At 63.6% G+C, this 21,709-nt stretch carries 20 protein-coding genes, 2 tRNA genes and 1 pseudogene; 9 read left to right on the forward strand and 14 right to left on the reverse strand.

Features of this window, described 5'->3' with window-relative positions; genetic code table 11:
• Window positions 1-91 precede the first annotated feature (91 nt).
• The 5 genes from valS (at window position 92) to CXY71_RS11275 (ending at window position 4,808) form a co-directional block, all read left to right on the forward strand.
• The gene (gene valS, locus CXY71_RS11255) at window positions 92-2,686 is read left to right on the forward strand and encodes a valine--tRNA ligase (protein WP_104135701.1); all 2,595 of its coding nucleotides are present in this window, start codon (window positions 92-94) and stop codon (window positions 2,684-2,686) included.
• An 8-nt stretch (window positions 2,687-2,694) separates the two neighbouring features.
• Window positions 2,695-3,141 carry a GNAT family N-acetyltransferase gene (locus CXY71_RS11260; RefSeq protein ID WP_104135702.1) on the forward strand — a complete coding sequence of 149 codons (447 nt, stop codon included), beginning with the start codon at window positions 2,695-2,697 and terminating at the stop codon, window positions 3,139-3,141.
• 2 nt (window positions 3,142-3,143) lie between these two features.
• On the forward strand, window positions 3,144-3,413 hold the full coding sequence (locus CXY71_RS11265) for a hypothetical protein (protein WP_104135703.1): 270 nt from the start codon (window positions 3,144-3,146) through the stop codon (window positions 3,411-3,413).
• 79 nt (window positions 3,414-3,492) lie between these two features.
• A complete protein-coding gene (locus CXY71_RS11270) occupies window positions 3,493-4,449 on the forward strand; it encodes a hypothetical protein (protein ID WP_104135704.1) in 957 nt (318 codons plus the stop codon).
• Complete coding sequence (locus CXY71_RS11275) at window positions 4,446-4,808, forward strand: GntR family transcriptional regulator (protein ID WP_104135705.1); 363 nt, start codon at window positions 4,446-4,448, stop codon at window positions 4,806-4,808. Before CXY71_RS11270 ends, CXY71_RS11275 begins: the two co-directional genes overlap by 4 nt.
• Window positions 4,809-4,823: 15 nt before the next feature.
• Here the strand turns inward: CXY71_RS11275 and CXY71_RS22660 are convergent, their stop codons facing one another.
• The 3 genes and pseudogenes from CXY71_RS22660 to CXY71_RS11285 form a co-directional block, all read right to left on the reverse strand.
• A complete protein-coding gene (locus CXY71_RS22660) occupies window positions 4,824-4,976 on the reverse strand; it encodes a hypothetical protein (RefSeq protein ID WP_368665880.1) in 153 nt (50 codons plus the stop codon).
• On the reverse strand, window positions 4,973-5,593 hold the full coding sequence (locus tag CXY71_RS11280) for a class I SAM-dependent methyltransferase (protein ID WP_368665881.1): 621 nt from the start codon (window positions 5,591-5,593) through the stop codon (window positions 4,973-4,975). The genes CXY71_RS22660 and CXY71_RS11280 overlap by 4 nt, the downstream gene beginning before the upstream one ends.
• A gap of 51 nt (window positions 5,594-5,644) precedes the next feature.
• Window positions 5,645-6,078: pseudogene (locus CXY71_RS11285) on the reverse strand (alpha/beta fold hydrolase).
• Window positions 6,079-6,153: 75 nt separating this feature from the next.
• On the opposite strand from CXY71_RS11285, the gene CXY71_RS11290 reads away from it, so the two are divergent.
• Window positions 6,154-8,217 carry a M3 family metallopeptidase gene (locus CXY71_RS11290; RefSeq protein ID WP_104135706.1) on the forward strand — a complete coding sequence of 688 codons (2,064 nt, stop codon included), beginning with the start codon at window positions 6,154-6,156 and terminating at the stop codon, window positions 8,215-8,217.
• A 156-nt stretch (window positions 8,218-8,373) separates the two neighbouring features.
• On the opposite strand, the gene CXY71_RS22375 is transcribed toward CXY71_RS11290, so the two are convergent.
• From CXY71_RS22375 to CXY71_RS11320, 7 genes are all read right to left on the reverse strand, one after another.
• Window positions 8,374-8,496 carry a hypothetical protein gene (locus tag CXY71_RS22375; RefSeq protein WP_255412637.1) on the reverse strand — a complete coding sequence of 41 codons (123 nt, stop codon included), beginning with the start codon at window positions 8,494-8,496 and terminating at the stop codon, window positions 8,374-8,376.
• Window positions 8,497-8,535: 39 nt separating this feature from the next.
• Window positions 8,536-9,747, reverse strand: coding sequence for a benzoate/H(+) symporter BenE family transporter (locus tag CXY71_RS11295; protein WP_104135707.1), 1,212 nt, complete (start codon window positions 9,745-9,747; stop codon window positions 8,536-8,538).
• A gap of 39 nt (window positions 9,748-9,786) precedes the next feature.
• Window positions 9,787-11,064 (reverse strand): ATP-dependent Clp protease ATP-binding subunit ClpX, encoded by a 1,278-nt coding sequence (clpX, locus tag CXY71_RS11300; protein WP_104135757.1) that lies wholly within the window; start codon window positions 11,062-11,064, stop codon window positions 9,787-9,789.
• Window positions 11,065-11,195: 131 nt separating this feature from the next.
• Entirely contained in the window at window positions 11,196-11,855 is a 660-nt protein-coding gene (locus tag CXY71_RS11305) for an ATP-dependent Clp protease proteolytic subunit (protein ID WP_233198270.1), read from the reverse strand.
• A 66-nt stretch (window positions 11,856-11,921) separates the two neighbouring features.
• Window positions 11,922-12,518: an ATP-dependent Clp protease proteolytic subunit gene (locus CXY71_RS11310; protein ID WP_092450832.1), complete on the reverse strand. Its 597-nt coding sequence runs from the start codon at window positions 12,516-12,518 to the stop codon at window positions 11,922-11,924.
• 166 nt (window positions 12,519-12,684) lie between these two features.
• A complete protein-coding gene (tig, locus tag CXY71_RS11315; RefSeq protein ID WP_158253067.1) occupies window positions 12,685-14,103 on the reverse strand; it encodes a trigger factor in 1,419 nt (472 codons plus the stop codon).
• 43 nt (window positions 14,104-14,146) lie between these two features.
• Window positions 14,147-14,220, reverse strand: a tRNA-Pro gene (locus CXY71_RS11320).
• A gap of 184 nt (window positions 14,221-14,404) precedes the next feature.
• Between CXY71_RS11320 and CXY71_RS11325 the strand changes: the two genes are divergently transcribed.
• Window positions 14,405-14,475, forward strand: a tRNA-Gly gene (locus CXY71_RS11325).
• Window positions 14,476-14,551: 76 nt separating this feature from the next.
• Here CXY71_RS11325 and CXY71_RS11330 read toward each other — a convergent pair.
• Genes CXY71_RS11330 through CXY71_RS11345 form a run of 4 tightly spaced genes read right to left on the reverse strand, consistent with a single transcriptional unit; the run spans window position 14,552 to window position 18,334 of the window.
• On the reverse strand, window positions 14,552-16,138 hold the full coding sequence (locus CXY71_RS11330; protein WP_104135710.1) for a multicopper oxidase family protein: 1,587 nt from the start codon (window positions 16,136-16,138) through the stop codon (window positions 14,552-14,554).
• 48 nt (window positions 16,139-16,186) lie between these two features.
• Window positions 16,187-17,182 (reverse strand): Fpg/Nei family DNA glycosylase, encoded by a 996-nt coding sequence (locus CXY71_RS11335; RefSeq protein ID WP_104135711.1) that lies wholly within the window; start codon window positions 17,180-17,182, stop codon window positions 16,187-16,189.
• 6 nt (window positions 17,183-17,188) lie between these two features.
• Entirely contained in the window at window positions 17,189-17,680 is a 492-nt protein-coding gene (locus CXY71_RS11340) for a ribose-5-phosphate isomerase (protein WP_104135712.1), read from the reverse strand.
• Between the two features lie 9 nt (window positions 17,681-17,689).
• A complete protein-coding gene (locus tag CXY71_RS11345; protein WP_104135713.1) occupies window positions 17,690-18,334 on the reverse strand; it encodes a DsbA family protein in 645 nt (214 codons plus the stop codon).
• Window positions 18,335-18,493: 159 nt separating this feature from the next.
• Here CXY71_RS11345 and CXY71_RS11350 point away from each other — a divergent pair, with 159 nt between their 5' ends.
• Both CXY71_RS11350 and CXY71_RS11355 read left to right on the forward strand, forming a co-directional pair.
• Window positions 18,494-20,071 (forward strand): MFS transporter, encoded by a 1,578-nt coding sequence (locus tag CXY71_RS11350; protein WP_104135714.1) that lies wholly within the window; start codon window positions 18,494-18,496, stop codon window positions 20,069-20,071.
• 41 nt (window positions 20,072-20,112) lie between these two features.
• A complete protein-coding gene (locus CXY71_RS11355) occupies window positions 20,113-21,654 on the forward strand; it encodes an SDR family oxidoreductase (protein ID WP_104135715.1) in 1,542 nt (513 codons plus the stop codon).
• The last annotated feature ends 55 nt before the right edge of the window (window positions 21,655-21,709 follow it).

Consider the following 21,709-nt stretch of genomic DNA (forward strand, 5'->3'; position numbering starts at 1 on the left):
CGTTCAAGGAAAAAGAGCCGATCGGGTAGATTAGATGGGCAGACTTAGGCACCTCATCATCGACACGGTGCCACATACGAACCGGAGAACTATGACCACCGCCGATCGCGTCCCAGAAAAGCCCGTCCTCGAAGGGCTTGAAGCCAAATGGGAGTCCCGCTGGGAGTCCGACGGCACTTATCGCTTCGCTCGGGAGAACGCCACCCGCGAGTCGATTTACTCGATCGACACTCCCCCGCCGACCGCCTCCGGCTCGCTGCACATCGGCCACGTGTTCTCGTACACCCACACGGATGTCATCGCCCGCTTTCAGCGCATGCGTGGCAAGAACGTGTTCTACCCGATGGGCTGGGACGACAACGGCCTGCCCACCGAGCGTCGGGTGCAGAACTACTATGGTGTGCGCTGCGACCCCTCCCTCGGCTATACCGACAACTTCGTTCCGCCGTTCGAGGGCGGCGACGGCAAGAGCTCGAAGGCCGCCGACCAGCTGCCGATCAGCCGCCGCAACTTCATTGAACTGTGCGAGACCCTCACCAAAGAAGATGAGAAGCAATTCGAGGCACTCTGGCGCACCCTCGGCCTGAGCGTTGATTGGACCCAGACCTACCGCACCATCGGCAAGGAAGCGCTGTACACCTCGCAGCTGGCCTTCCTCGGCAACGTCGAGCGCGGCGAGGCCTACCAGGCGATGGCACCGACCCTGTGGGACGTCACGTTCCGCACCGCGGTGGCCCAGGCCGAACTCGAAGACAAGGATATGCCGGCCGCCTACCATCGGGTATCGTTCCTGAAGCCGGATGGCACGACAATCGAGATCGAAACGACCCGTCCGGAGCTGATGCCGGCCTGCGTGGCCCTGGTGGCGCATCCGGATGACGAGCGGTACAAGCACCTGTTCGGCACCACGGTGACCACCCCCGTGTTCGGTGTCGAGGTTCCCGTTCTCGCCCACCACCTCGCCCAGAAGGACAAGGGCTCGGGGATTGCCATGATTTGCACCTTCGGCGACGTGACCGACGTCGTCTGGTGGCGGGAGCTGAACCTGCCCAACCGTACCATCATGGGCTTCGACGGCCGCATCATCGCCGAGATACCCGAGGTGATCACCTCCGAGGCCGGCCGCGCAGCCTACACGCAGCTCGCCGGTAAGACCGTGTTCGGCGCCAAGGCCGCCGTGGTCGAGCTGTTGAAAGCCAGCGGCGACCTGATCGGCGAACCAAAACCGATCGTGCACGCGGTGAAATTCTTCGAAAAAGGCGACAAGCCGCTCGAAATCGTCTCGACCCGACAGTGGTATATCCGCAACGGCGCTCGCGACGAAGAGCTGCGCGCCCGCCTGCTCGAGCACGGCACCGAGCTGGCCTGGCACCCCGAATTCATGAAGGTGCGCTATGAGAACTGGGTCAATGGCCTCACCGGCGACTGGCTCGTCTCTCGCCAGCGCTTCTTCGGCGTCCCCCTGCCGGTCTGGTATCCGCTCGACGCTGACTCCAACCCGGTCTTCGACCAGCCCATCGTCGCTACCCGCGACCTGCTGCCGGTTGACCCCTCATCGGATGCCGCACCCGGCTACACCGACGGCCAGCGCGGCCAGGCCAACGGTTTCGTCGGCGAAGTCGATGTGATGGATACCTGGGCCACTTCCTCGCTCACGCCGCAGCTCGCTGGCGGCTGGGAGCAGGACCCGGAGCTATTCGACCTGGTCTTTCCGTACTCGCTGCGCCCGCAGGGCCAGGACATCATTCGCACCTGGCTGTTCTCGACCCTGCTGCGCGCCGAGCAGCAGCACGGCAAGTCGCCGTGGCAGCACGCCGCGCTCAGCGGCTTCATCGTCGACCCTGACCGCAAGAAGATGTCGAAGTCGAAGGGCAACGTGGTCACCCCGGCTGACATGCTTGAGAAGCACGGATCCGACGCGGTGCGCTACTGGGCGGCCTCCTCACGTCTCGGCACCGACGCGGCCTTCGACCCGCAGAACCCGACGCAGATCAAGATCGGCCGTCGCCTCGCGATCAAGATTCTCAACGCGAGCAAGTTTGTGTCGATGTCGCAGGGCAGCATCGACGCACCGGTGACCGAACCGGTCGACCAGAGCATGCTCGCCGGGCTGACTGCCGTCGTTGCCCAGGCCACGATCGCGTTCGAGAACTACGACCACGCTCGCGCGCTGGAAACCACCGAGAGCTTCTTCTGGACGTTCTGCGACGACTACCTCGAACTAGTCAAGGAGCGCGCCTACGGCGAGCCCGGAACCGGCCAGGCATCCGCTGTTGCTGCGCTGCGCACCGCGCTGGCCACCCTGCTGCGCCTGTTCGCACCGTTCGTGCCGTTCGCGACCGAAGAAGCTTGGTCTTGGTCGCACGAGGGTTCGGTGCACACCGCGCCGTGGCCGGTCGCGGCTGACCTGCTCGGCAGCGATGGGGTTGCCACCGGCAACATCGCCCTGCTGGATTTGGCCAGTCGCGCGCTCACCGGCATCCGTCGGGCAAAAACGGATGCCAAGGCCTCCCAGAAGTCCGAGCTGGATTCCGCCGTAATCTGCGGTGCACCCGCCGAAATCGCGCTCCTGACCCTGGCTTCCGCCGATCTTAAAGCGGTCGGCCGCATTCAAGAATTAACCTTTGTCGACGGCAGCGAACTCGCCGTGACTGACATCGTGTTCGCCACCGTGTTGGAAAGTTAGGAAACCAAATGTCAGTTACCGTACGCCCGCTGGGCGACAAGGACTTCTTCCCCTGGCTGGGCCTGTTTGAGGGTTACAGCGCGTTCTACGAGAGCGAGTTGACCGACCAGATCGCGCTGCAGGTCTGGAGCTGGATCATCGACGCGAACAACCCCCTCTACGGTGCCGTCGCGGTCAATGACGCCGGCGACTTCGTCGGTTTCGCACACTTGCGCACCGTGCCGCGTACGCTCAGTGGCGATCTTGCACTCTTTCTCGATGACCTGTTCGTGACCGAGGAGTCCCGTGGCCAGGGTGTGGCCACTGCGCTGATGGACTTCAGCAAGGCCTACGCGCGTGAGCACAAGCTGGCCCAGCTACAGTTGCTGACCGCCGCCGACAACGCCACCGCCCAGGTGCTCTACGACCAGGTCGGCACCCGCACCGACTGGGTCACCTACGAGATCGACGTCTAGTCATGCAACTCGGCACTCGTTGGTCGCTCGGCGGCACCTTGCCGGCCGGCCTCCCCCACGTCGTGGAAATCGCTGTGCAGGCTGTGCAGGAGGACCTCGCTGCCCTCGCCGTGGACACCAGCACCTGGCGCTGGACGCTGACTTGGCTGGAGTCCAAGCCGGTGATCGAGCTGGACGATGGCACCATCATTCGATTCAACCCGGTCGATGACAGCGCCACCATCACCCAGCCTTCCACCAACACGGATGACGATGACGATGACTGGATCTGAAACCGCAGGTGTAGCAGAGGATTGATACACGTGCTAGTCTCACGTGTATTGCTTAATTGATACACATAAGGTGGCGCGCATGATCTTCCTGGCTTTTATTCTGCTGACGCTTGTCATCGTGGCGATCGTGGGGGTCACTAGCCGCAAGCGCACCGCGGCGCTTAGCATCACGGTCTCCGGCACCGGGACCGCCGCCGCCCGGCGCTTCGCCCGAACGATCCTGCTGCGCAATATCGGTGTCCTCGCGGTGACCGGCGTAGTTCTCGGCCTGCTCAACCTGGTCAATGACGCGCAACCCGGCTGGTACGGCTTGCCGCTGATGCTCGCGCCCGGTCTGGCCGCCGTCGCCGGCCTGCTGGTCTTCGCCCTGGCTCCGACCCGCATGGTCAGCACCGGGTCATCTAAACGTTCGGCCGACCTGCTGCCACGCCGGCCATGGAGCTACGGCCCAGCCTGGGGATTTCTGCTTCCCCTGATCGCGGCCGCGGCGGTCATCGCCTTCGCCATCGTTGCCGGATTCGCCTCGAGCCCGACGCCGGATGGCAGCTATCGCTCGATCACCGTGGGGTCGAGCACGTCCGGCCCCTACCCCGGCTGGTTCTACGGGCTGCCCTTGATTGGCCTGACCGTGCTACTCGCCGCCGCCACCCTATTCGCACTCGGGCGGATCGCCTCATCCCCGCGCTCCGAAAGTTTCGGCGAACTCGACCGGATTGTGCGTGTTTTGGCCACCCGGGTGGTCATGCAGCTGAGCTCCGGGGCGTTGTTTCTTTACTTCGGCGGCGTGCTCCTGTTCGCCGGCTGGGCCACGACGAACGCCGCGACGGTTTTCGCCCCCGGCGACGGTGGGGTCGTCTCCAACGTGCAGCCGGCGGCCTTCATCGGCCTCAGTGAGGTCATCGTCGGGCTGCTGATGGCACTCCTTGGCGGCGTCCTAGTAGTGCTGTCCCTGCTCGATGCAACCAGGCAGCCGCTGGCGCGCGTAGCCGGAACGGGCAACAAGAAAGCGGATGCCGCATCCGCTCACCCAGCATGATCACCATCGACGACGGCGATCCCAGGCCGCCGTTCGAACAGATTCGCGGGCAGCTGGCCGACCAGATTCGCGCTGGAACGCTCGCTGCTGGGCAACGACTGCCAGCGGTGCGCCAGCTCGCGGTTGATCTGCGCGTGGCCGCGGGAACTGTCGCTCGCGCCTACGCCGCCCTGGAGACCGCGGGTCTGCTCACGACCAGTCGTGGCAGCGGCACCAGGGTTCGGCCCGATCAGGAGCTCGGTGCTGACTCCCGCTCCAGCGCTCGGCGCTTCGTGCAGGCGCAACGGCGAGACGGTGCCAACCTCGACGAGGCCCTCAGCGCGGTGCGCGTCGAGTGGACGCGGGATACTCCCGCGTAGGGTGCGGGTACGCGGTCAGGACCGGGCGAGAATCTCGCCGTGGGGCATACCGAACCAGTCGGTCGAATCGTGCACCCACGCCCGCCAGGCAGCGGCTATCCGTTTCAGGTCGGCCAGGTCTGCCACGCCGGCTTCAATGGCGTGGGCTGCGAAAGCCGACTCGGTCACCCGCACGGCACAGGCTTTGAGTAATCGCCCGGGGTCGGGTTCGCCGCCGTTCCAGTAATGCACCTCGCGGTAGACCGCATCCACTCGGACAGGCCGTCGCTGGCCGGGGCGTTGATGGCCGGGGCGTTGATGGCCGGGGCGATCATCACTCCGCCGTAGTCGATGTCGCGGGCCGCGAACACGCCACCGGGGCGCAGCACCCGCCGAATCTCAGCCATGGCGGCAATGGGACGAGCCAGGTGTTGCATCACCTGGTGGGCATGCACGATGTCAAAGGATGCGTTAGCAAAGTCGAGTGCGTAAACGTCGCCGATCTGAAAACTCACATTGTGCACGCCCTCATCGGCAGCCAGCTTCGCCGCGTGGTCGATGATCTTTGAAGAAACGTCGATACCGACCACCTGGCCGGGCGAGACGCGTCGCGCCAAATCGACCGTGATCGTGCCGGGGCCGCACCCCACGTCAAGCAGCTTGGCGCTGGCGGTCAGTTCCGGAATCAGGCGAGCGGCAGAGTTGACCACGGTGCGCCAGGCATGTGAACGCAGCACACTTTCGTGGTAGCCGTGAATGCACTTGTCCCGTGGAGCGGACTCGGAGCTTCCGGGCTGGTTCGTCATGGTCAAATTTTACGTCTTGCGGTGCGGCCTGGGCGCAAGCCCGGAAGTCGATCATCCGGCACGGCTTACCGCTGTCAGGATGGCCGCGCCAAGATCAGTTGGCCGGGTGAATTGCGGCCAATGTCCGGTCGGTAAGTCAACGTATTCCACATCAAGAATGTGCCTCAATTCGGACACATGCGCGTCTCCCTGTTCGATCCACGCGGCCAGCATGCTCGACGAAAACTCGCAGGCGATGACCGTGACCGGCAGGGCATACCGTCTGAGGTCGTACAGTTTCTGGCGGTCAACGGGCCCATCGAGAGCGTCGAACACCGCAATGACAGCATCAATGTGCGTGCTCAGACCCACCCCCGCGCGCGGATTCCTTCCAGCCCGGGCAGCGTTAGCGGGTACACCCGATGTCCTGCCGAGACGAGCGTCGGGGTCACCGCCGACCATGACGAACCGTCCAGCCAGAATCCGGGAACCAGAATGATGTCCATGGAGGCACTGTATAGCGGGCCACCGACAGATGCAGCCCAAGCGGCCAGGTCGCAAGCCTTGGCTAGTCTGGGGATATGGCTTCCACCGCAAACAATCCCTTTTTCGCCCGTAGCACCCTGCCCCACCAGCTGCCACCCTTCGCCGAGATTGAGGACGCCCACTATCGGCCGGCCTTCCTGCAGGGCATGCGCGAACAACTCGCCGACGTCAAGACCATCACCAGGCGAGCGGATGCCGCCACCTTCGAGAACACGCTCGTCGCGCTCGAGCGCAGCGGGCAGACACTTGCCCGAGTCGCCGAAGTCTTCTTCAACAAAAGCTCGTCCGACTCCAATGTCTTCACCACTGACCTCGAAACAGAACTCGCTCCGCTGCTCGCAGCCCACGCCGACGCCATCCGGCTCGATCCAGCCCTGTATGCGCGCATCGCCGCCCTGCACGCACAGCGCAGCAGCCTGGAACTGGACGCTGAGTCGCTCTACCTGCTCGACCGGTACTTCACCGAGTTCACCCTCGCCGGAGCTGCACTGAGCGATGACGACAAGTTGGAGCTTCGCCAGTTCAACTCTCGGCTGTCAACCCTGACCACCCAATTCGAGAAGAACCTGTTGGCCGACACCAACGAACTCGCGCTTGTCATCGACAATGCGTCCGAGCTCGACGGGCTGACCGATGGCGAGATATCCGCTGCTGGCGAGGCCGCCCGTGACCGTGGCCTCGCCGGGCAGTACCTGATCAGTCTGGTCCTGCCGACCTCACACCCCTACCTTGCGAGCCTGACCAACCGTGCCGTGCGGGAACGGTTGCTGACGGCGAGCCGCGCACGGGGCATCCGTTCTGATGCCGCTGGGGCCGCCAACGACAACCGGCCTCTCGTGATCGAGATCACCCACCTGCGCGCCCAGCGTGCACGCCTGCTCGGGTTCGACAGCCATGCCGCCTACGTAACCGCAGATGAAACGGCCAAGACCCCCGGCGCCGTCTGGGATCTGCTCGGGCGCCTCGCACCGGCCGCCGCCCGCAACGCTCTGGTCGAACAGGCCGACTTGCAGGCGGTGATCGATGCCGAGGGCGGCAGCTTCGAGCTGGCGGCCTGGGACTGGGCGTTCTACACCGAGAAGGTACGCCGGGCGAAGTTCGACATCGATACCGCAGCCATGCGTCCCTATTTCGAGCTCGAGAGCGTACTCACGAACGGAGTGTTCTTCGCCGCCCAGAAGCTGTACGGTCTGACCTTCACCGCGCGGCCTGATCTGGTGGGCTGGCACCCCGAGTCGAGGGTGTTCGAAGTCTTCGCCGAAGACGGCTCGCCGGTCGGGCTGTACGTCGGTGATTTCTACACCCGCGATTCCAAGCGAGGCGGGGCCTGGATGAACGCCCTCGTCTCGCAGTCGACGCTTCTCGGCACAGAGACCACCGTCGTCTGCAACAACCTCAACGTGTCCAGACCGGCGGCCGGTCAGCCGACACTGCTGACCTACGACCAGGTGACGACCCTGTTCCATGAGTTCGGCCACGCCCTGCACGGCCTGCTCGCGCGCGCGACTTACCCCAAATTTTCCGGCACCAACGTATACCGGGACTTCGTCGAATTTCCCAGCCAGGTCAACGAAATGTGGATGCTCTGGCCCGAGGTCCTCACGAACTATGCCCGCCACTTCCAAACCGGTGAGCCGATGCCACAACACCTCGTCGACCGCATCCAGGCTTCCTCTGCCTTCAACGAGGGCTTTCTGACCAGCGAATATCTGGCCGCAGCGCTCCTCGATCAGGCCTGGCACCGCATCGACGCCGACACGATCGTCACCGACGTTGCACAGTTCGAAGCGGATGCCCTCACCGCCGTCGGCCTCGACAATCCGGCTATCCCCACCCGCTATGCGAGCACCTATTTCGCTCACACGTTCTCGGGCGGCTACGACGCCGGGTATTACTCCTATATCTGGAGTGAGGTTCTCGACGCCGACACCGTCCTGTGGTTCAAGGCGAAAGGCGGCCTCACCCGCGCCAACGGCGACCGCTTTCGGGATCGTTTGCTCGGTGTCGGCGGCACCAAAGATCCGCGTGAGGCCTACCGGCACTGGCGCGGCCGGGACGCGGAGCTGCAGCCGCTGCTCGACCGCCGCGGCCTCAACTAGGACGATGCATCAACTGGGTCGATGCATTAATGCAGGAGACAGCTTTGACGGGTGCGGACCCACCGGCACCCACCCAGGTTGTCCCCTGAGCACGGAAACTGGCTCTAACCTGAGCGGCCATCGTCTTTGGCAATCGTATTTGGCAGGTTGTGTTATTCAGGCCTGCTCCTGGTCAGCATCGAAGTCACTCTCTGCGTCGTCGGTCACGTCTATCTGCTCGGTGCGGTCGCATTCGAAGGCATCGGCGGGCTGGCACTCGTCGTCCGGCCGTCCCAGCACCGTGGGAGTACTGCGAGCGACAGAGCCCAGGGAACGACCCTAGCTCTGCCGTCCGGGCACGCGCGGGCGTCGCCAGCCCAGCCACAGTATGAATACCCCGCCGACCACGAGGCCCCAGAACGCCGCCCCGATACCGATGAGCGTCACGCCCGACGCTGTCACCAGGAACGTCGCAATCGCACTGATGCGGTGCTCCGGTTCCTCGAGCGCATTGGTGACACTCGTCACGAGGGCGCCGAGCAACGCCAGACCCGCGACGGCGATGATCAAGATCGGCGGCGACGCCGCAACAAGGGCGGTGGCGAGGCCGGCCCCGAGTCCCAGCACGAGGTAACCGAAACCCGACGCGACCGTCGCGATCCAACGTTTCGACGCATCCTGGTGGGCATCCGGGCTGGCCATGAGAGCCGCCGTGATGGCGGCCAGGTTCATGTTGTGCGCTCCGAAGACCGATCCGACCATGGTTCCGTTGCCGGACCAGACCAGCACCGAGCGCGGCGGAGGCCGAAAGCCGAAGGTCGAGAGCACGGCGAATCCGGGAACGTTCTGACCGGCCATGGTCACGACGAACAACGGCAGACCGACGCTCACAATCACGAGTGGTTCAAAGACCGGAGCCACAAAGACCAGGCTGGGAGCGGATGTTGGTGCTGACAACCAGCTCAATCCCGCAGTGCTGCCGATACCGATGGCGGCCACGACCATCGCCGCCGGCACTGCCCAGCGCGGCGCCAGTCGGTACAACACCAGCCACACCACCAGGACCGGAATAGCCAGGAGCGGTTGTTCAATCGCCGCCTGAATCGGTGCCAGACAAATGGGAAAGAGAATGCCAGCCAGCATCGCCCCAGCGAGGGGCTTCGGGATGCTCGTGATGACCCGGCCGAGGAAGGGCCAGAGACCGCACAGCACAATGAGCACTCCGCAAACCAGGAACGCTCCCACTGCCGCGCCGAAGTTATCGGTCGTGGTTCCCGCCGCTACGAGGAGGGCGGCACCCGGAGTCGACCAGGCAAACGAAACCGGCATCCGAAAGTACCAGGGCAAAGCAATGCAGGCCACGCCCACGAGCAGACACAGCGCCAGGAGCCCCGAAGAGGCCTGAGCTTCGGAGGCACCAACGGCGCGTAACCCGGCAATAACCAGCACGAAAGAACTGGCAAATCCAGTGATGGCAGCAACGATACCGGTCGTGATCGGCTGCAGCGCATCTGTCGCGCCCATACTGATCGAGTACTGCTTTTCACTCATCGCCGCTCCCCCGCACACCCCGTGCGATTATGCAGCGGCTTACGCCGACTTCACCTGGCGGGTCTTGTGCAGCACCATCTCAGCCGGTGCATTGCTCATTACGGTATCGCGGGTGATGATCACTCGCTCAACGTCGGTGCTGGACGGCACCTCGAACATGACCGGGCCGAGCACCTCTTCGAGGATGGCTCGCAGGCCACGAGCACCGGTCTTGCGCAGCACGGCCAAATCGGCGATGGCTTCGAGGGCGGGCTGTTCAAACTCAAGCTCAACCCCGTCGAGCTCAAACATGCGCTGGTATTGCCGCACCAGAGCGTTCTTCGGCACGGTGAGAATCTGCATGAGCGCGACCTGGTCGAGCTGGGTGACCGTGGTGACGACGGGCAGGCGTCCGATGAATTCGGGGATCAGCCCGAACTTATGCAGGTCTTCGGGCAGGACCTCGCTGAACAGGTTGATATCGTCGCCCTTGATGTGCAGCGGCGCCCCGAACCCGATGCCCTTCTTGCCGGCCCGCGACGAGATGATGTCTTCGAGTCCAGCGAAGGCGCCGGCCACGATGAACAACACGTTGGTGGTGTCGATCTGAATGAATTCCTGGTGCGGATGCTTACGCCCACCCTGCGGCGGAACGGAAGCAATGGTGCCCTCGAGAATCTTCAGGAGCGCCTGCTGCACACCCTCGCCCGAGACATCGCGCGTGATTGACGGGTTCTCGGCTTTGCGGGCGATCTTGTCGATCTCATCGATGTAGATAATGCCGGTTTCGGCGCGCTTGACGTCATAGTCGGCGGCCTGAATGAGCTTGAGCAGAATGTTCTCGACGTCTTCACCGACGTAGCCGGCCTCGGTGAGGGCCGTCGCATCCGCCACGGCGAAGGGCACGTTGAGACGCTTGGCCAGGGTCTGGGCCAGATAGGTCTTGCCACAGCCGGTCGGGCCAATCAGCAGAATATTAGACTTGGCAATCTCGACATCGTCGTGAATAGCCTCGGCCGCGGTGAGCGTGGCACGAGACCGCACGCGCTTGTAGTGGTTGTACACGGCGACGGCGAGGGCACGCTTGGCGGGTTCCTGGCCGATGACGTATTCTTCGAGGAAACCGAAGATCTCTTTGGGCTTGGGGAGGTCGAATTCACCGGCGGTCGCTTCGGAGCCGGCCTCAGCCAGTCGCTCTTCAATGATCTCGTTGCACAGCTCGACGCATTCGTCACAGATGTACACGCCGGGGCCGGCGATGAGCTGTTGTACCTGCTTCTGGCTCTTTCCGCAAAAGGAACACTTGAGCAGGTCGGCACTTTCGCCTATTCGGGCCATGTCTGCCTCCTCCATTGGTCTCGCTGCAATTGAGCCTAGCCTGTACGTACGACACTTGAGTGCAGGGCGCCACAAACCGAAACGGCGCGGCGCCCGAAGGCGACGCGCCGTACCGGTGTTTAGAGCTCAGACTACTTAACCAGCATCGGAAGGTTCTTGCGGCTGGTTAGAACCTGGTCGATCAGGCCGTATTCGAGGGCCTCAGCCGCGCTCATGATCTTGTCGCGGTCGATGTCCTTGTTGACCTGCTCAACACTCCGGTTGGAGTGGTGAGCGAGGGTCTCTTCGAGCCAGACCCGCATGCGCAAAATCTCGGCGGCCTGAATCTCGATATCCGAAGCCTGGCCACCGCCTTGGCCACCAACCGAGGGCTGGTGAATCAGGATGCGCGCGTTCGGCAGAGCGAGCCGCTTACCGGCTGTTCCACCGGCGAGCAAAACGGCCGCAGCAGATGCTGCCTGGCCGAGGCACACTGTCATGACGTGCGGGCGAATGTACTGCATGGTGTCGTAAATCGCCGTCATGGCGGTGAACGATCCACCGGGCGAGTTGATGTACATCGTGATATCGCGGTCCGGGTCCTGGCTTTCGAGCACGAGGAGCTGGGCCATCACGTCGTCGGCGGAAGCATCGTCAACCTGCACGCCGAGAAAGATGATGCGGTCTTCGAACAGCTTGGCGTACGGGTCCTGGCGCTTATAACCGTAGGCAGTGCGCTCTTCGAAAGTGGGGAGGATATAGCGGGAATCGGGCATGCCAGATGTAGAAGAGTGCGTGGTTGAGCCGCCCATCGAGCTGTAGGCCGTTCCACCGAATGTGGGGATAGTCATGATTTCTTCCTGTTCAGTTTCGGTGGACTACTTGGTGGCGTCGGGGTCGGTACCGCCGCCGCCGATGACATCCGAAGCGGATGCGCGGAGATGGTCGACGAAACCGTACTCGAGGGCCTCCTGGGCGCTGAACCAGTTGTCGCGGTCACCGTCGGCGTTGATCTGCTCGGGGGTCTTCCCGGTCTGCGCGGCCGTGATCTCGGAAAGACGCTGCTTCATGTCGAGGATGAGGCGAGCCTGGGTCTGGATATCGGCGGCCGTGCCACCGAACCCGCCGGACGGCTGGTGCAAAAGCACACGAGCGTTCGGGGTGATGTACCGCTTGCCCTTGGTCCCCGAAGTCAGCAGGAACTGGCCCATTGAGGCTGCCATGCCGATGCCGACCGTGACGATATCGTTGGGTACGAACTGCATCGTGTCGTAGATCGCCATGCCGGCGGTGATCGAGCCGCCAGGAGAGTTGATGTAGAGGTAGATGTCGCGTTTGGAATCTTCCGCTGCCAGCAAGAGGATCTTGGCGCAGATCTCGTTCGCGTTTTCGTCACGGACCTCTGAGCCGAGCCAGATGATGCGGTCCTTCAGCAGTCGGTCAAATACACCATTGGTGGGTGTCGGGTCGGCCATGTCGTGCTCCGTTTCAGTTGTCGCTTCTCAATAAATCTATCGGAGCGCGAGCGTCAAAATGGCTCTGTTCGCCCTCGGCAGATTACCGGCTGTCGCACACGTGCCCTGCAGCATGCGAAAGGCCGGCTGGAAGATTCCGGCCGGCCGATCACGCAAACGGGTGCTACTACTTGGCAGCAGCCTTCTTTTTCTTCTTGGGCTTCTCGTCAACCTCAGCATCGACTTCGGCGTCAGCCTCGGCCGCCGGAGCCGCCGGAGCCGCCGGAGCGTCGCTGTCAGCAGCATCCGCTTCACCATCCGTATCGTCGCCGACCGGGCCGGTGAATTCACTCAGGTCGACCGGCTTACCGTTGGAGTCAACGACCTCGGCCTTGCCCAGAGCAATGGCGAGGGCCTTGTTGCGAGCGACCTCGGCCACCATCGACGGAATCTGTCCGTTGGTGTTGAGCGTTTGCACGAACTCGCTCGGGTCCATGCCGTACTGGCTGGCACCCTGGATGAGGTACTGGGTGAGTTCGTCCTGGCTGACCTTGACCTGCTCGGCTTCGGCGATCGTGTCGAGCAGAATCTGCTGACGGAACGTCTTCTCGCTGGCTTCGGTGACCTCGGCGCGGTGGGTGTCATCCTCCAGGCGGCTTTCGCCTTCGAGGTGGCGGTTGACTTCGTCGAGGATGATCGCGGCGGGGATCGGAACCTCGACCGAGCCGAGAAGCGTCTCGATGAGACGCTCGCGTGCCTGGCTGCCCTGGCCGAAGGCCTTGGACTTCTCAACCTGAACCTTGAGGCTCTCGGTCAGCTCGGCGATGGTGTCGAACTCGCTCGAGATCTGAGCGAAGTCGTCGTTGGCCTCTGGAAGCTCGCGCTCCTTGACGGCGATGACCGTGATGGTGATCTCGGCCGTCTCACCCTCGTGGTCTCCGCCCATGAGGTCGGAGTTGAAGGTCGTGGTCTCGCCGGCGCTGAGCGCGTCGAGCGCCTCGTCGATGCCGTCGATGAGGTCGCCGGAACCAAGCTCGTAGGAGATACCGCTCGCCGTGTCGACCTCTTCGCCATCGATGGCGGCGTTCAGGTCGATCTGGGCGAAGTCGCCGGTCTTGGCGGGGCGGTCAACCGTGATGAGCGTGCCGAAACGGCTGCGCAGCTTGTCAAGCTCTTCGGCTACTTCCTCGTCGGAAACCGCGACGGCGTCGACGGTGAGCTTGAGGCCGTCGTAGCTGGGCAGGTCGATCTCGGGGCGCACGTCCACCTCGATAGCGAGGAGCAGGTCACCGGAGAAGTCGGTGTTGCTGGGCCATTCCACGATGTCGGCCTCTGGACGACCGAGCGGGCGCAGCTTGTTTTCTTCAACGGCCGCGCGGTAGAAACCGTCGAGACCCTCGTTGACGGCGTGCTCCAAAACGGCAGCCTTACCGACGCGCTGGTCAATGATGGCCGGCGGAATTTTACCCTTACGAAAACCGGGGACGTTGATGTCTTCGGCAATGTGGCCGTAGGCGTGGGTGATGGCTGGCTTCAGCTCGTCGGGGCTCACCGTGATGGTGAGCTTGGCGCGCGTGGGGCTCAGTTTTTCGACCGTGGACTTCACTCGAGACTCTCCTGTGTATTGAAACGGTGTGCTGCGGATAATGTCGGGGCGACAGGAATTGAACCTGCGACTTCTCGCCCCCAAAACGAGCGCTCTACCAAGCTGAGCTACGCCCCGGATCTACTTCGACCCGTCGGTATTACTTTGTTGGGGAACCAATTCGGTGGCGCAAGCGAAAGCTCACGACAGGCGGATTGACCTCAGCCAGTCTAATGCACGCCTTTCGAGCGGATGCGCCCGTACTGGCAAACGACGCCCGGTTTCCTGTACTACGATACTCGAGTGCCCAATTACTGGGCCTGGGGTCGTAGCTCAATGGTAGAGCCTGAGTTTTCCAAACTTATGACGCGGGTTCGATTCCCGTCGACCCCTCTATGTTGGGACGTTGATTCCGTGAAAGCCGCCAGCTTCAGCTGGCGGCTTTCACTCGTTAAGCGGATGTCGACAACTAGTGATCGTAGGCAGGCGAGAGTGTGCGCGGTCCGCTGCCGACGGCCAGGTTTGACTGGGGAACGATGGCGTCGCGAGCGGTTGGCGGGGTACCGGCCTCTTCGCCGGGCTTGACCACGACGAACTGGCCCATCATGCCGGCGTCTTCGTGCGACAGCATATGGCAGTGGAACATATACGGAAAGTCGGGGTCGGTATATTTCGCGAACTGCATAATGAGTTCGTAACGCTTGCCGGGCTCGAGGTAGATCGTGTCCTTCCAGCCAGACAGTTCGACCGGCGGCGGCTCGGTGCCCACCCGCAGCACCTGAAACTGCACTGCGTGCACGTGAAAGTTGTGCGGCAGGGGCATGGCGTTGTCGACGGTCCAGACCTCGGTCGCGCCGGCCTCGATCGTCTCGTCGATGCGGGTCATGTCCATCAGCCGATTGTTGATCGTGTAACCGTTGAGTGTGAACGAACGATCGACGGAGGCATCCTCTTTATCGAGCGGTTCGATGCTCGCGAGGGTGCTGGAGGTCTCTCCGATGCTGCTGAGCGTGTCGGCGGCGCGCAGCTCCATCACGTCGAGGGTGTCGTCACCGGCGTTGCGCGTCGCGGCGCTGGCCGAGGTACCGAGGTCTGGTTTGTTCGACTGCAGGTTCACGGTCTCCCCCGGCACCAGCTGAACGAGCATTTCGGCGCGTTCCCCCGGCGATAAACGGATGCCGTCCATCGGCGCCGCTTCCGTCAGCAGTCCCCCGTCGGTTGCGATCAGATCGAACGAGCGGCCGTCGCTGAACCCGAAGTCGTACACCCGTGCGGTCGACCCGTTGACCAGTCGCAGTCGCACCACCTCGGAGGTGACGTTGAGGTACGGCGCGAGGGTGCCGTTGACGAGCAGCTGGTCGCCTATGGGTCCGATGTAGCCGCGCACGTCGGTGACGAACTGGCCGTTCTCGTCGAAGCGACGATCTTGCACCACCACCGGAATATCGTCGACGCCGTAGCTGCGCGGCAGGGTGAGGGCGGCCTCTTCGTTGTCCTGCACGATGAAGACGCCGGCCAAGCCCATTTCGACCTGGTGCTCGGTGTCGCCTTCGGGGTGCGGGTGGTACCACAGCGTTGAGGCTGGCTGGTCGATCTCGAAGTTGGGGCTCCATTTCGCGCCGGGTTCGACCATCTGGTGCGGTCCGCCGTCCATTTTGGCGGGGAGGTTCGCGCCGTGCCAGTGCACGGTGGTAGCTACGTCGAGATCGTTGTTGACGTTGATGCGCACGTTTTCGCCGCGCGCGGCGATGATCGTCGGTCCAAGATAGCTGCCGTTGTAGCCCCAGGTGTCGGTCTCCACGCCCGACGTAAATTCGGTTGTGCCGGCCTGAGCCGTGAGGTCGAACACTCGCTCGCCCGCGGCGTCAACGGTCGAGTCGGCCAGGGGCGGGATGGCGAGCGGATTCACGAACTCAATGTTGCCGACCGTGTCGATCACGCCGGCCCCATCTTCACCGGAACACGCGGTGAGGCCGAGGGCCACTACCACCGTACCGACTACGGCCCCGCTCACGATAGTTGCGATGCGACGGCGGGGCCTGGCAATTCGGATCATGTTTCTATTTTCGCAGTTTGCTCTGGACTGTTACACCATGCCCCCTCGTCAGGCCTGGCAGCGCGGGCACCAGTACAGCTTGCGGGCAGCCATCTCTTCGAGCACGATGTGGGTGCCGCAGACTCGACAGGGTAGCCCCTCCCGTTTGTAAACCCAGTGCCGGTCGGCCCGATTCTTCATGGCGAGCCGATAAGGCTGGCCTTCGAGGCCGTCCATGGTCATCATCTGCCCGGTCGCAACTCCTATGTGGAGGAGGTGCGCCCAGTCACGCCACAGGTCACGCACGGTTTCGTCGCCGAGCGATTTGCCGGGCGCGTGCGGGTTGAGCCCGGCCCGAAAGAGCATCTCGGCCCGATAGACATTGCCGATGCCGCTGACCACGCCCTGATCCATGAGCAACCGGCCAATCGATGTGGGCTTCTTGCGCACGACGCTCACGAACCGCTCTTCGGCTTGCGGACTGTTGTCCAGTTCCGGGTCGGGGCCGAGTTTGGCGATGACGGCACCGACCTCGGCCGGGTGGAGCACCTCACACGCCGTCGGACCGCGCAGGTCGGCGCACACCGTATCGCTGAGCAGGCGCACGCGCACCTGACCGACCGGCTCCGGCGGAAAAGTGTCGGCGAGGTCGATCTCCTTTTCCTGTTCCGACATGCGCACCCGGGTTCGGCGGGGCGCGCCGATGCTGAAGACCGAGTTCTCCCCGGCCGAGTCGTAGGTCGGCAGGCCAGCAGTCAGGTCGCTGCCGTGCTGGTTGGTCTGGCCCATCCGGCCGTTGGCCGAGGCCATCGTGGCATCCATCTGAATCTCGCCGCTGAAATCCCAGGCTCCGTACAATCCCAAGTGGATGCGCAACCAGAGTCCGTGATCGAACTCCAGGAACATCTGCTTACCGACGGCGCGGGCATCCGTCACGGTGTGCCCACTGAGCTGCGCGGAACCGGCCACGAACCGTCCCTGTGGGGAGGAAACGGTGACCCGTTGGCCGATGAAGTTGCGCTGAAACTGGCGGGTAATACGGTGGACGGAGTGACCTTCTGGCACCTCAGTTCACCGGCCGTCGACGTTTTTTCCGGCGATGGTTCCGGTGGTTTCATATTCCCCGAGCTGATGAATGCGGCGCACATGCCGCTCTTCAGCGCTGAACGGCTCGGCGATGAACGCGTCGATGAAGCTCGTGGCCTCTTCAATTGTGTGCTCGCGGGCACCGATGGAAATGACGTTGGCGTCGTTGTGATCACGGGCCAGACGGGCCGTGCTGAGGTTCCAGACTAGGGCGGCGCGGGCGCCGGACACCTTGTTCGCGGCCATCTGCTCGCCGTTGCCCGAGCCGCCGAACACAACACCGAGCGCCTCGATGCCAGTTTCTCGGTCGTCGACGGTGGCCTGCGCTGCATTGATACAAAAAGCAGGGTAGTCATCGAGGGCATTGTAGGTCCGAGGCCCGTGGTCGACGACCTCGTGCCCGGCCGCACTCAGGTGCGTGATCAGGTGATGGCTGAGGTCGAGACCGGCATGGTCCGTGGCGATGTGGATGCGCATAAGAGCAGTCTAATTTGTGCTGGCCGGAGTACCGACGGACTCGGTGATATTCGGCTCAAAGCGCGGTTCACGGGTTCGACTGCGCTTGAGTTCGAAGAATCCGTCGTAATTGGCCAGCGCGACGACGCCGTCCCACAGCGCCAGGGCCTGCTCGCCCATCGGTGCCGGGGAAATGACCGGACCGAAGAAGGCCACACCGTTTACGGCGATCACGGGCGTGCCGACGTCCTGGCCAACGCGATTGATGCCATCGAAGTGGCTGGTGCGCATCTCCAGGTCATATTCCTCGCTGTCGGCGAAGGCAGCGAAACTGGCCGGCAGGCCCACCTCGGCGAGCGCGGCGGGAATGACCTCGTCGGGGTTCGTGTTGCCTCCCGGGTGAATCCGCTGGCCAAGTGCGTCGTAGAGCGCCTTGACCATCGGCTGGCCGTGCAGTTCGTTGGCGGCGGTGACGAGGCGGGTGTACTTGAGCGCCCGGGGAAAAAACGCCGCGTACTCCTCACTCACCTCCTGATCTTCGTTGAGCACGGCGAGGCTCATGACATGCCAGGTCACCTCGAAATGACGCAGCCGGGCGACCTCGTCCACCCAGCGCGAAGTCATCCAGGCCCAGGGACACGAGGGGTCAAACCAGAAATCTACAGAATCAGTCATAGGACCAGCCTATGCAGAAACGGCAGGGGGATCTCCGTTCCTACGAATGACCATTTGGGCATCGCCCCCGGACGGGCTATCGATGTTGGGTCAAAAAAAACTGCACCAGGCAGTACATCTCAACGTCGCAAGCACAGTATCTCCACAGGAGAAATTCACATGCCCATTGACCGAAGCACGTCCACCGCGCAGTCCACCGCGCAGTCCACGGCTGCGAAGCACACCGTGAAGCCGAAAAAGGCTCTCCTACGCCGCCGCATCGCGGTGTCCGACGTCAACGTCGTCGAGAAACCCATCATGAAGCGCGCCCTCGGCGGCACCATCGTGGGAAACACCATGGAATGGTACGACGTGGGTGTCTTCGGCTACCTCATCACCACCATGGGACCGGTCTTCCTTCCCGAGGCGGACGCATCCGTTCAAACCCTGTTTCTGCTCGGTACCTTTGCGGCGACCTTTTTCGCCCGCCCCCTCGGCGGCGTGTTCTTCGGCTGGCTCGGTGACCGCATCGGCAGGCAGAAGGTGCTTGCGACCACCCTGATTCTGATGGCCGCCTCGACCTTCGCCGTCGGCCTGCTGCCGGGCTACGCGCAGATCGGTGTCTGGGCGGCGGTGCTGCTCGTCTTCGTCAAACTCGTGCAGGGATTCTCCACCGGCGGCGAGTACGCCGGCGCCACAACCTTCATCAGCGAGCACGCTCCCGACAAGCAGCGCGGCTACTTCGCCAGCTTTCTTGACATGGGCAGCTACCTCGGTTTCGCCATCGGCGCCTCGCTCGTCTCGGTGCTGCAGCTCACGCTCGGCCAGGAGGTCATGGAGGATTGGGGCTGGCGCCTTCCGTTCCTCATCGCCGGGCCGCTCGGCCTGATCGCCATCTACTTCCGCATGAAGATCGATGAGTCTCCCGCATTCCAAGCCACCCTCGATGCGCAGGAAGCCGCCCAGAAGAACCCGGTCGGAGCAACTGCAGAGACCCCCAAGGGCCCGATTCAGATCTTCAAAGCCTATGGGCGCAACATCATCATCGCGATGATCCTCGTTGCCGCCGCGAACACCGTCGGTTACGCGCTGACCTCCTACATGCCCACCCATCTCACCGAGAACAAGGGCTACGACGAGTTGCACGGAACGGCGCTGACGATTCCGATCCTCGTGGTCATGGCCCTGTGCATCCCCCTGAGCGGCCGTCTGTCCGACCGGGTCGGTCGACGTCCGGTGCTGTGGACCGGTGCCATCAGCACGGTCGTGCTGGCTTACCCGGCGTTCCTGCTCATCGGCGTCGGTTCGATCTGGTCGACGTTGCTCGGCCTCGCGCTCATCGCGCTCCCAGTCACCTTCTACGTCTCGACCATTGCCTCAGCACTACCGGCGCTGTTCCCGACGGCGAGCCGTTACGGCGCCATGGGCATTTCGTACAACTTCGCGGTCGCCATTTGCGGCGGCACCACGCCGTTCATCATCGCCGCGCTTATCGTGGGCACCGGCAACGACATGATGCCCGCGTTCTACCTGATGGGCACCTCTCTCATCGGTGCGATCGCGATCTACTTTCTCAAGGAATCGGCCAACCGCCCGCTACCCGGGTCGATGCCGAGCGTCAACAGTGCCGAAGAAGCACACGGCCTGGTCCAGACACAGGACGACAACCCCCTGCTCAACACTGACGAAATGCCGTTCGACCACACCTACGAGCCACCCACCACTGCCATTCCCATTCAAGAACCGGCCAGACTCTAGATAAAACGGATGCTCACAGTCGCCCCGCGTAGAATTCGCGAATGACCACCGCGCCCCCCACCACTGCGCCCACCAACACTGCGCCCACCAACGCGAGCGCAGCTAAATGCAGCGCGCCGGCCCTTGAATTCGCCGGAATCGACCCGCACGACCTCGAAGTGACCCTGCGGGTGCTCGCCTCCCTCAGCGACGTGGACCCGGACAGCGCCGACTTCGTCACCGTGCGCCAGGCGACCGCCAAGATGTTCAAGTCGGTCAAGATGTCGCGGCGCCTGGAGAAACGCGCGGTCATCGCCGACGCCGATCGTAGCGTCATCGCCGCCACCGCCACCGGCGCGCCCACCCGCATCGACGACGAGACCCGCGGCGCCCAGCTCTCTCTTGGTACCAGCACGGCGACCGCCGGTGAGCTGCTCGTTCCGCGCGCCTGTTATATCTGCAAGCAGAAATACACCGTGGTCGACGCGTTCTACCACCAGCTTTGCCCGAGCTGCGCCCTCTCGAGCCACGCCAAACGCGACGCGCGCACCGACCTCACCGGCAAGCGCGCACTGCTCACCGGCGGCCGCGCCAAGATCGGCATGTACATCGCTCTGCGCCTGTTGCGCGACGGTGCCCACACCACCGTCACCACCCGGTTTCCGCGCGACGCCGTGCGCCGCTTCGCCGCTATGGACGACTCCAAGGATTGGCTGCACCGCCTGCGCATCGTCGGCATCGACCTGCGAGACCCGGCCCAGGTGATCGCCCTGGCTGATTCGGTCGCTGCCCAGGGCCCGCTCGACATTCTCATCAACAATGCAGCGCAGACCGTGCGACGCTCGCGCGGCTCGTACTCCCTGCTGGTTGAGGCCGAGGATGCTCCGCTGCCCGACGGCCCCCTGCCCGAGATCGTGTCGTTCGGCCACACCAACGATGCGCATCCGCTCGCCCTGGCTGCATCGGTCTCCGGGCATCCGCTGCTCGCGACGGCGGCCGGTGCCGGTGCCCTTACAGCGGATGATCTCACCCGGCTGGCACTCGCCGCCGGGTCTTCGTCGCTGGAGCGTCTCGCCGCTGGCACCGCCATTGACGCCGGCGGGCTTGTTCCCGACCTGCACGACGTGAACAGTTGGACAGCCAACGTCGAAGATGTGGATCCGCTCGAGATGCTCGAAGTGCAGTTGTGCAACACGACGGCACCATTTCTGCTGGTGAGCCGTCTGCGGGCCTCGCTCACAGCATCCGCGGCCCGACGTACTTATATTGTGAACGTGTCGGCGATGGAGGGCGTGTTTGGTCGCGGCTACAAGGGCCCCGGCCACCCGCATACCAATATGGCCAAAGCGGCCCTGAACATGCTCACCCGCACCAGCGCGAAGGAGATGCTGGAAGACGGCATTCTTATGACCAGCGTCGATACCGGCTGGATCACCGACGAACGCCCACACCCCACCAAGGTGCGCCTGGCCGAGGAGGGTTTTCACGCTCCGCTCGACCTGGTCGACGGCGCCGCCCGGGTGTACGACCCGATCGTGCGCGGCGAGGACGGCGAAGACGTCTACGGCGTCTTTCTGAAGGACTACAAGCCCGGCGCCTGGTAGCACCTGGCCGTCGACCACTGGGGTGTACCCCAGGCGGCCACATAGTTGGACCAAC

Source organism: Cryobacterium sp. Y62, assembly GCF_002929785.1.
GTDB lineage: Bacteria > Actinomycetota > Actinomycetes > Actinomycetales > Microbacteriaceae > Cryobacterium.

Bases quoted from the DNA above. Each gene is read 5' to 3' on its own strand.
- CXY71_RS11270 (WP_104135704.1), top strand. From the start codon at position 3,493: ATGATCTTCCTGGCTTTTATTCTGCTGACGCTTGTCATCGTGGCGATC.
- CXY71_RS11260 (WP_104135702.1), top strand. From the start codon at position 2,695: ATGTCAGTTACCGTACGCCCGCTGGGCGACAAGGACTTCTTCCCCTGG.
- CXY71_RS11280 (WP_368665881.1), bottom strand. From the start codon at position 5,593: ATGACGAACCAGCCCGGAAGCTCCGAGTCCGCTCCACGGGACAAGTGC.
- CXY71_RS11350 (WP_104135714.1), top strand. From the start codon at position 18,494: ATGCCCATTGACCGAAGCACGTCCACCGCGCAGTCCACCGCGCAGTCC.
- CXY71_RS11340 (WP_104135712.1), bottom strand. From the start codon at position 17,680: ATGCGCATCCACATCGCCACGGACCATGCCGGTCTCGACCTCAGCCAT.
- CXY71_RS11275 (WP_104135705.1), top strand. From the start codon at position 4,446: ATGATCACCATCGACGACGGCGATCCCAGGCCGCCGTTCGAACAGATT.
- CXY71_RS11305 (WP_233198270.1), bottom strand. From the start codon at position 11,855: ATGGGCGGCTCAACCACGCACTCTTCTACATCTGGCATGCCCGATTCC.
- CXY71_RS11330 (WP_104135710.1), bottom strand. From the start codon at position 16,138: ATGATCCGAATTGCCAGGCCCCGCCGTCGCATCGCAACTATCGTGAGC.
- CXY71_RS11345 (WP_104135713.1), bottom strand. From the start codon at position 18,334: ATGACTGATTCTGTAGATTTCTGGTTTGACCCCTCGTGTCCCTGGGCC.
- CXY71_RS11265 (WP_104135703.1), top strand. From the start codon at position 3,144: ATGCAACTCGGCACTCGTTGGTCGCTCGGCGGCACCTTGCCGGCCGGC.
- clpX (WP_104135757.1), bottom strand. From the start codon at position 11,064: ATGGCCCGAATAGGCGAAAGTGCCGACCTGCTCAAGTGTTCCTTTTGC.
- CXY71_RS11290 (WP_104135706.1), top strand. From the start codon at position 6,154: ATGGCTTCCACCGCAAACAATCCCTTTTTCGCCCGTAGCACCCTGCCC.
- valS (WP_104135701.1), top strand. From the start codon at position 92: ATGACCACCGCCGATCGCGTCCCAGAAAAGCCCGTCCTCGAAGGGCTT.
- CXY71_RS11295 (WP_104135707.1), bottom strand. From the start codon at position 9,747: ATGAGTGAAAAGCAGTACTCGATCAGTATGGGCGCGACAGATGCGCTG.
- CXY71_RS11355 (WP_104135715.1), top strand. From the start codon at position 20,113: ATGACCACCGCGCCCCCCACCACTGCGCCCACCAACACTGCGCCCACC.
- CXY71_RS11310 (WP_092450832.1), bottom strand. From the start codon at position 12,518: ATGGCCGACCCGACACCCACCAATGGTGTATTTGACCGACTGCTGAAG.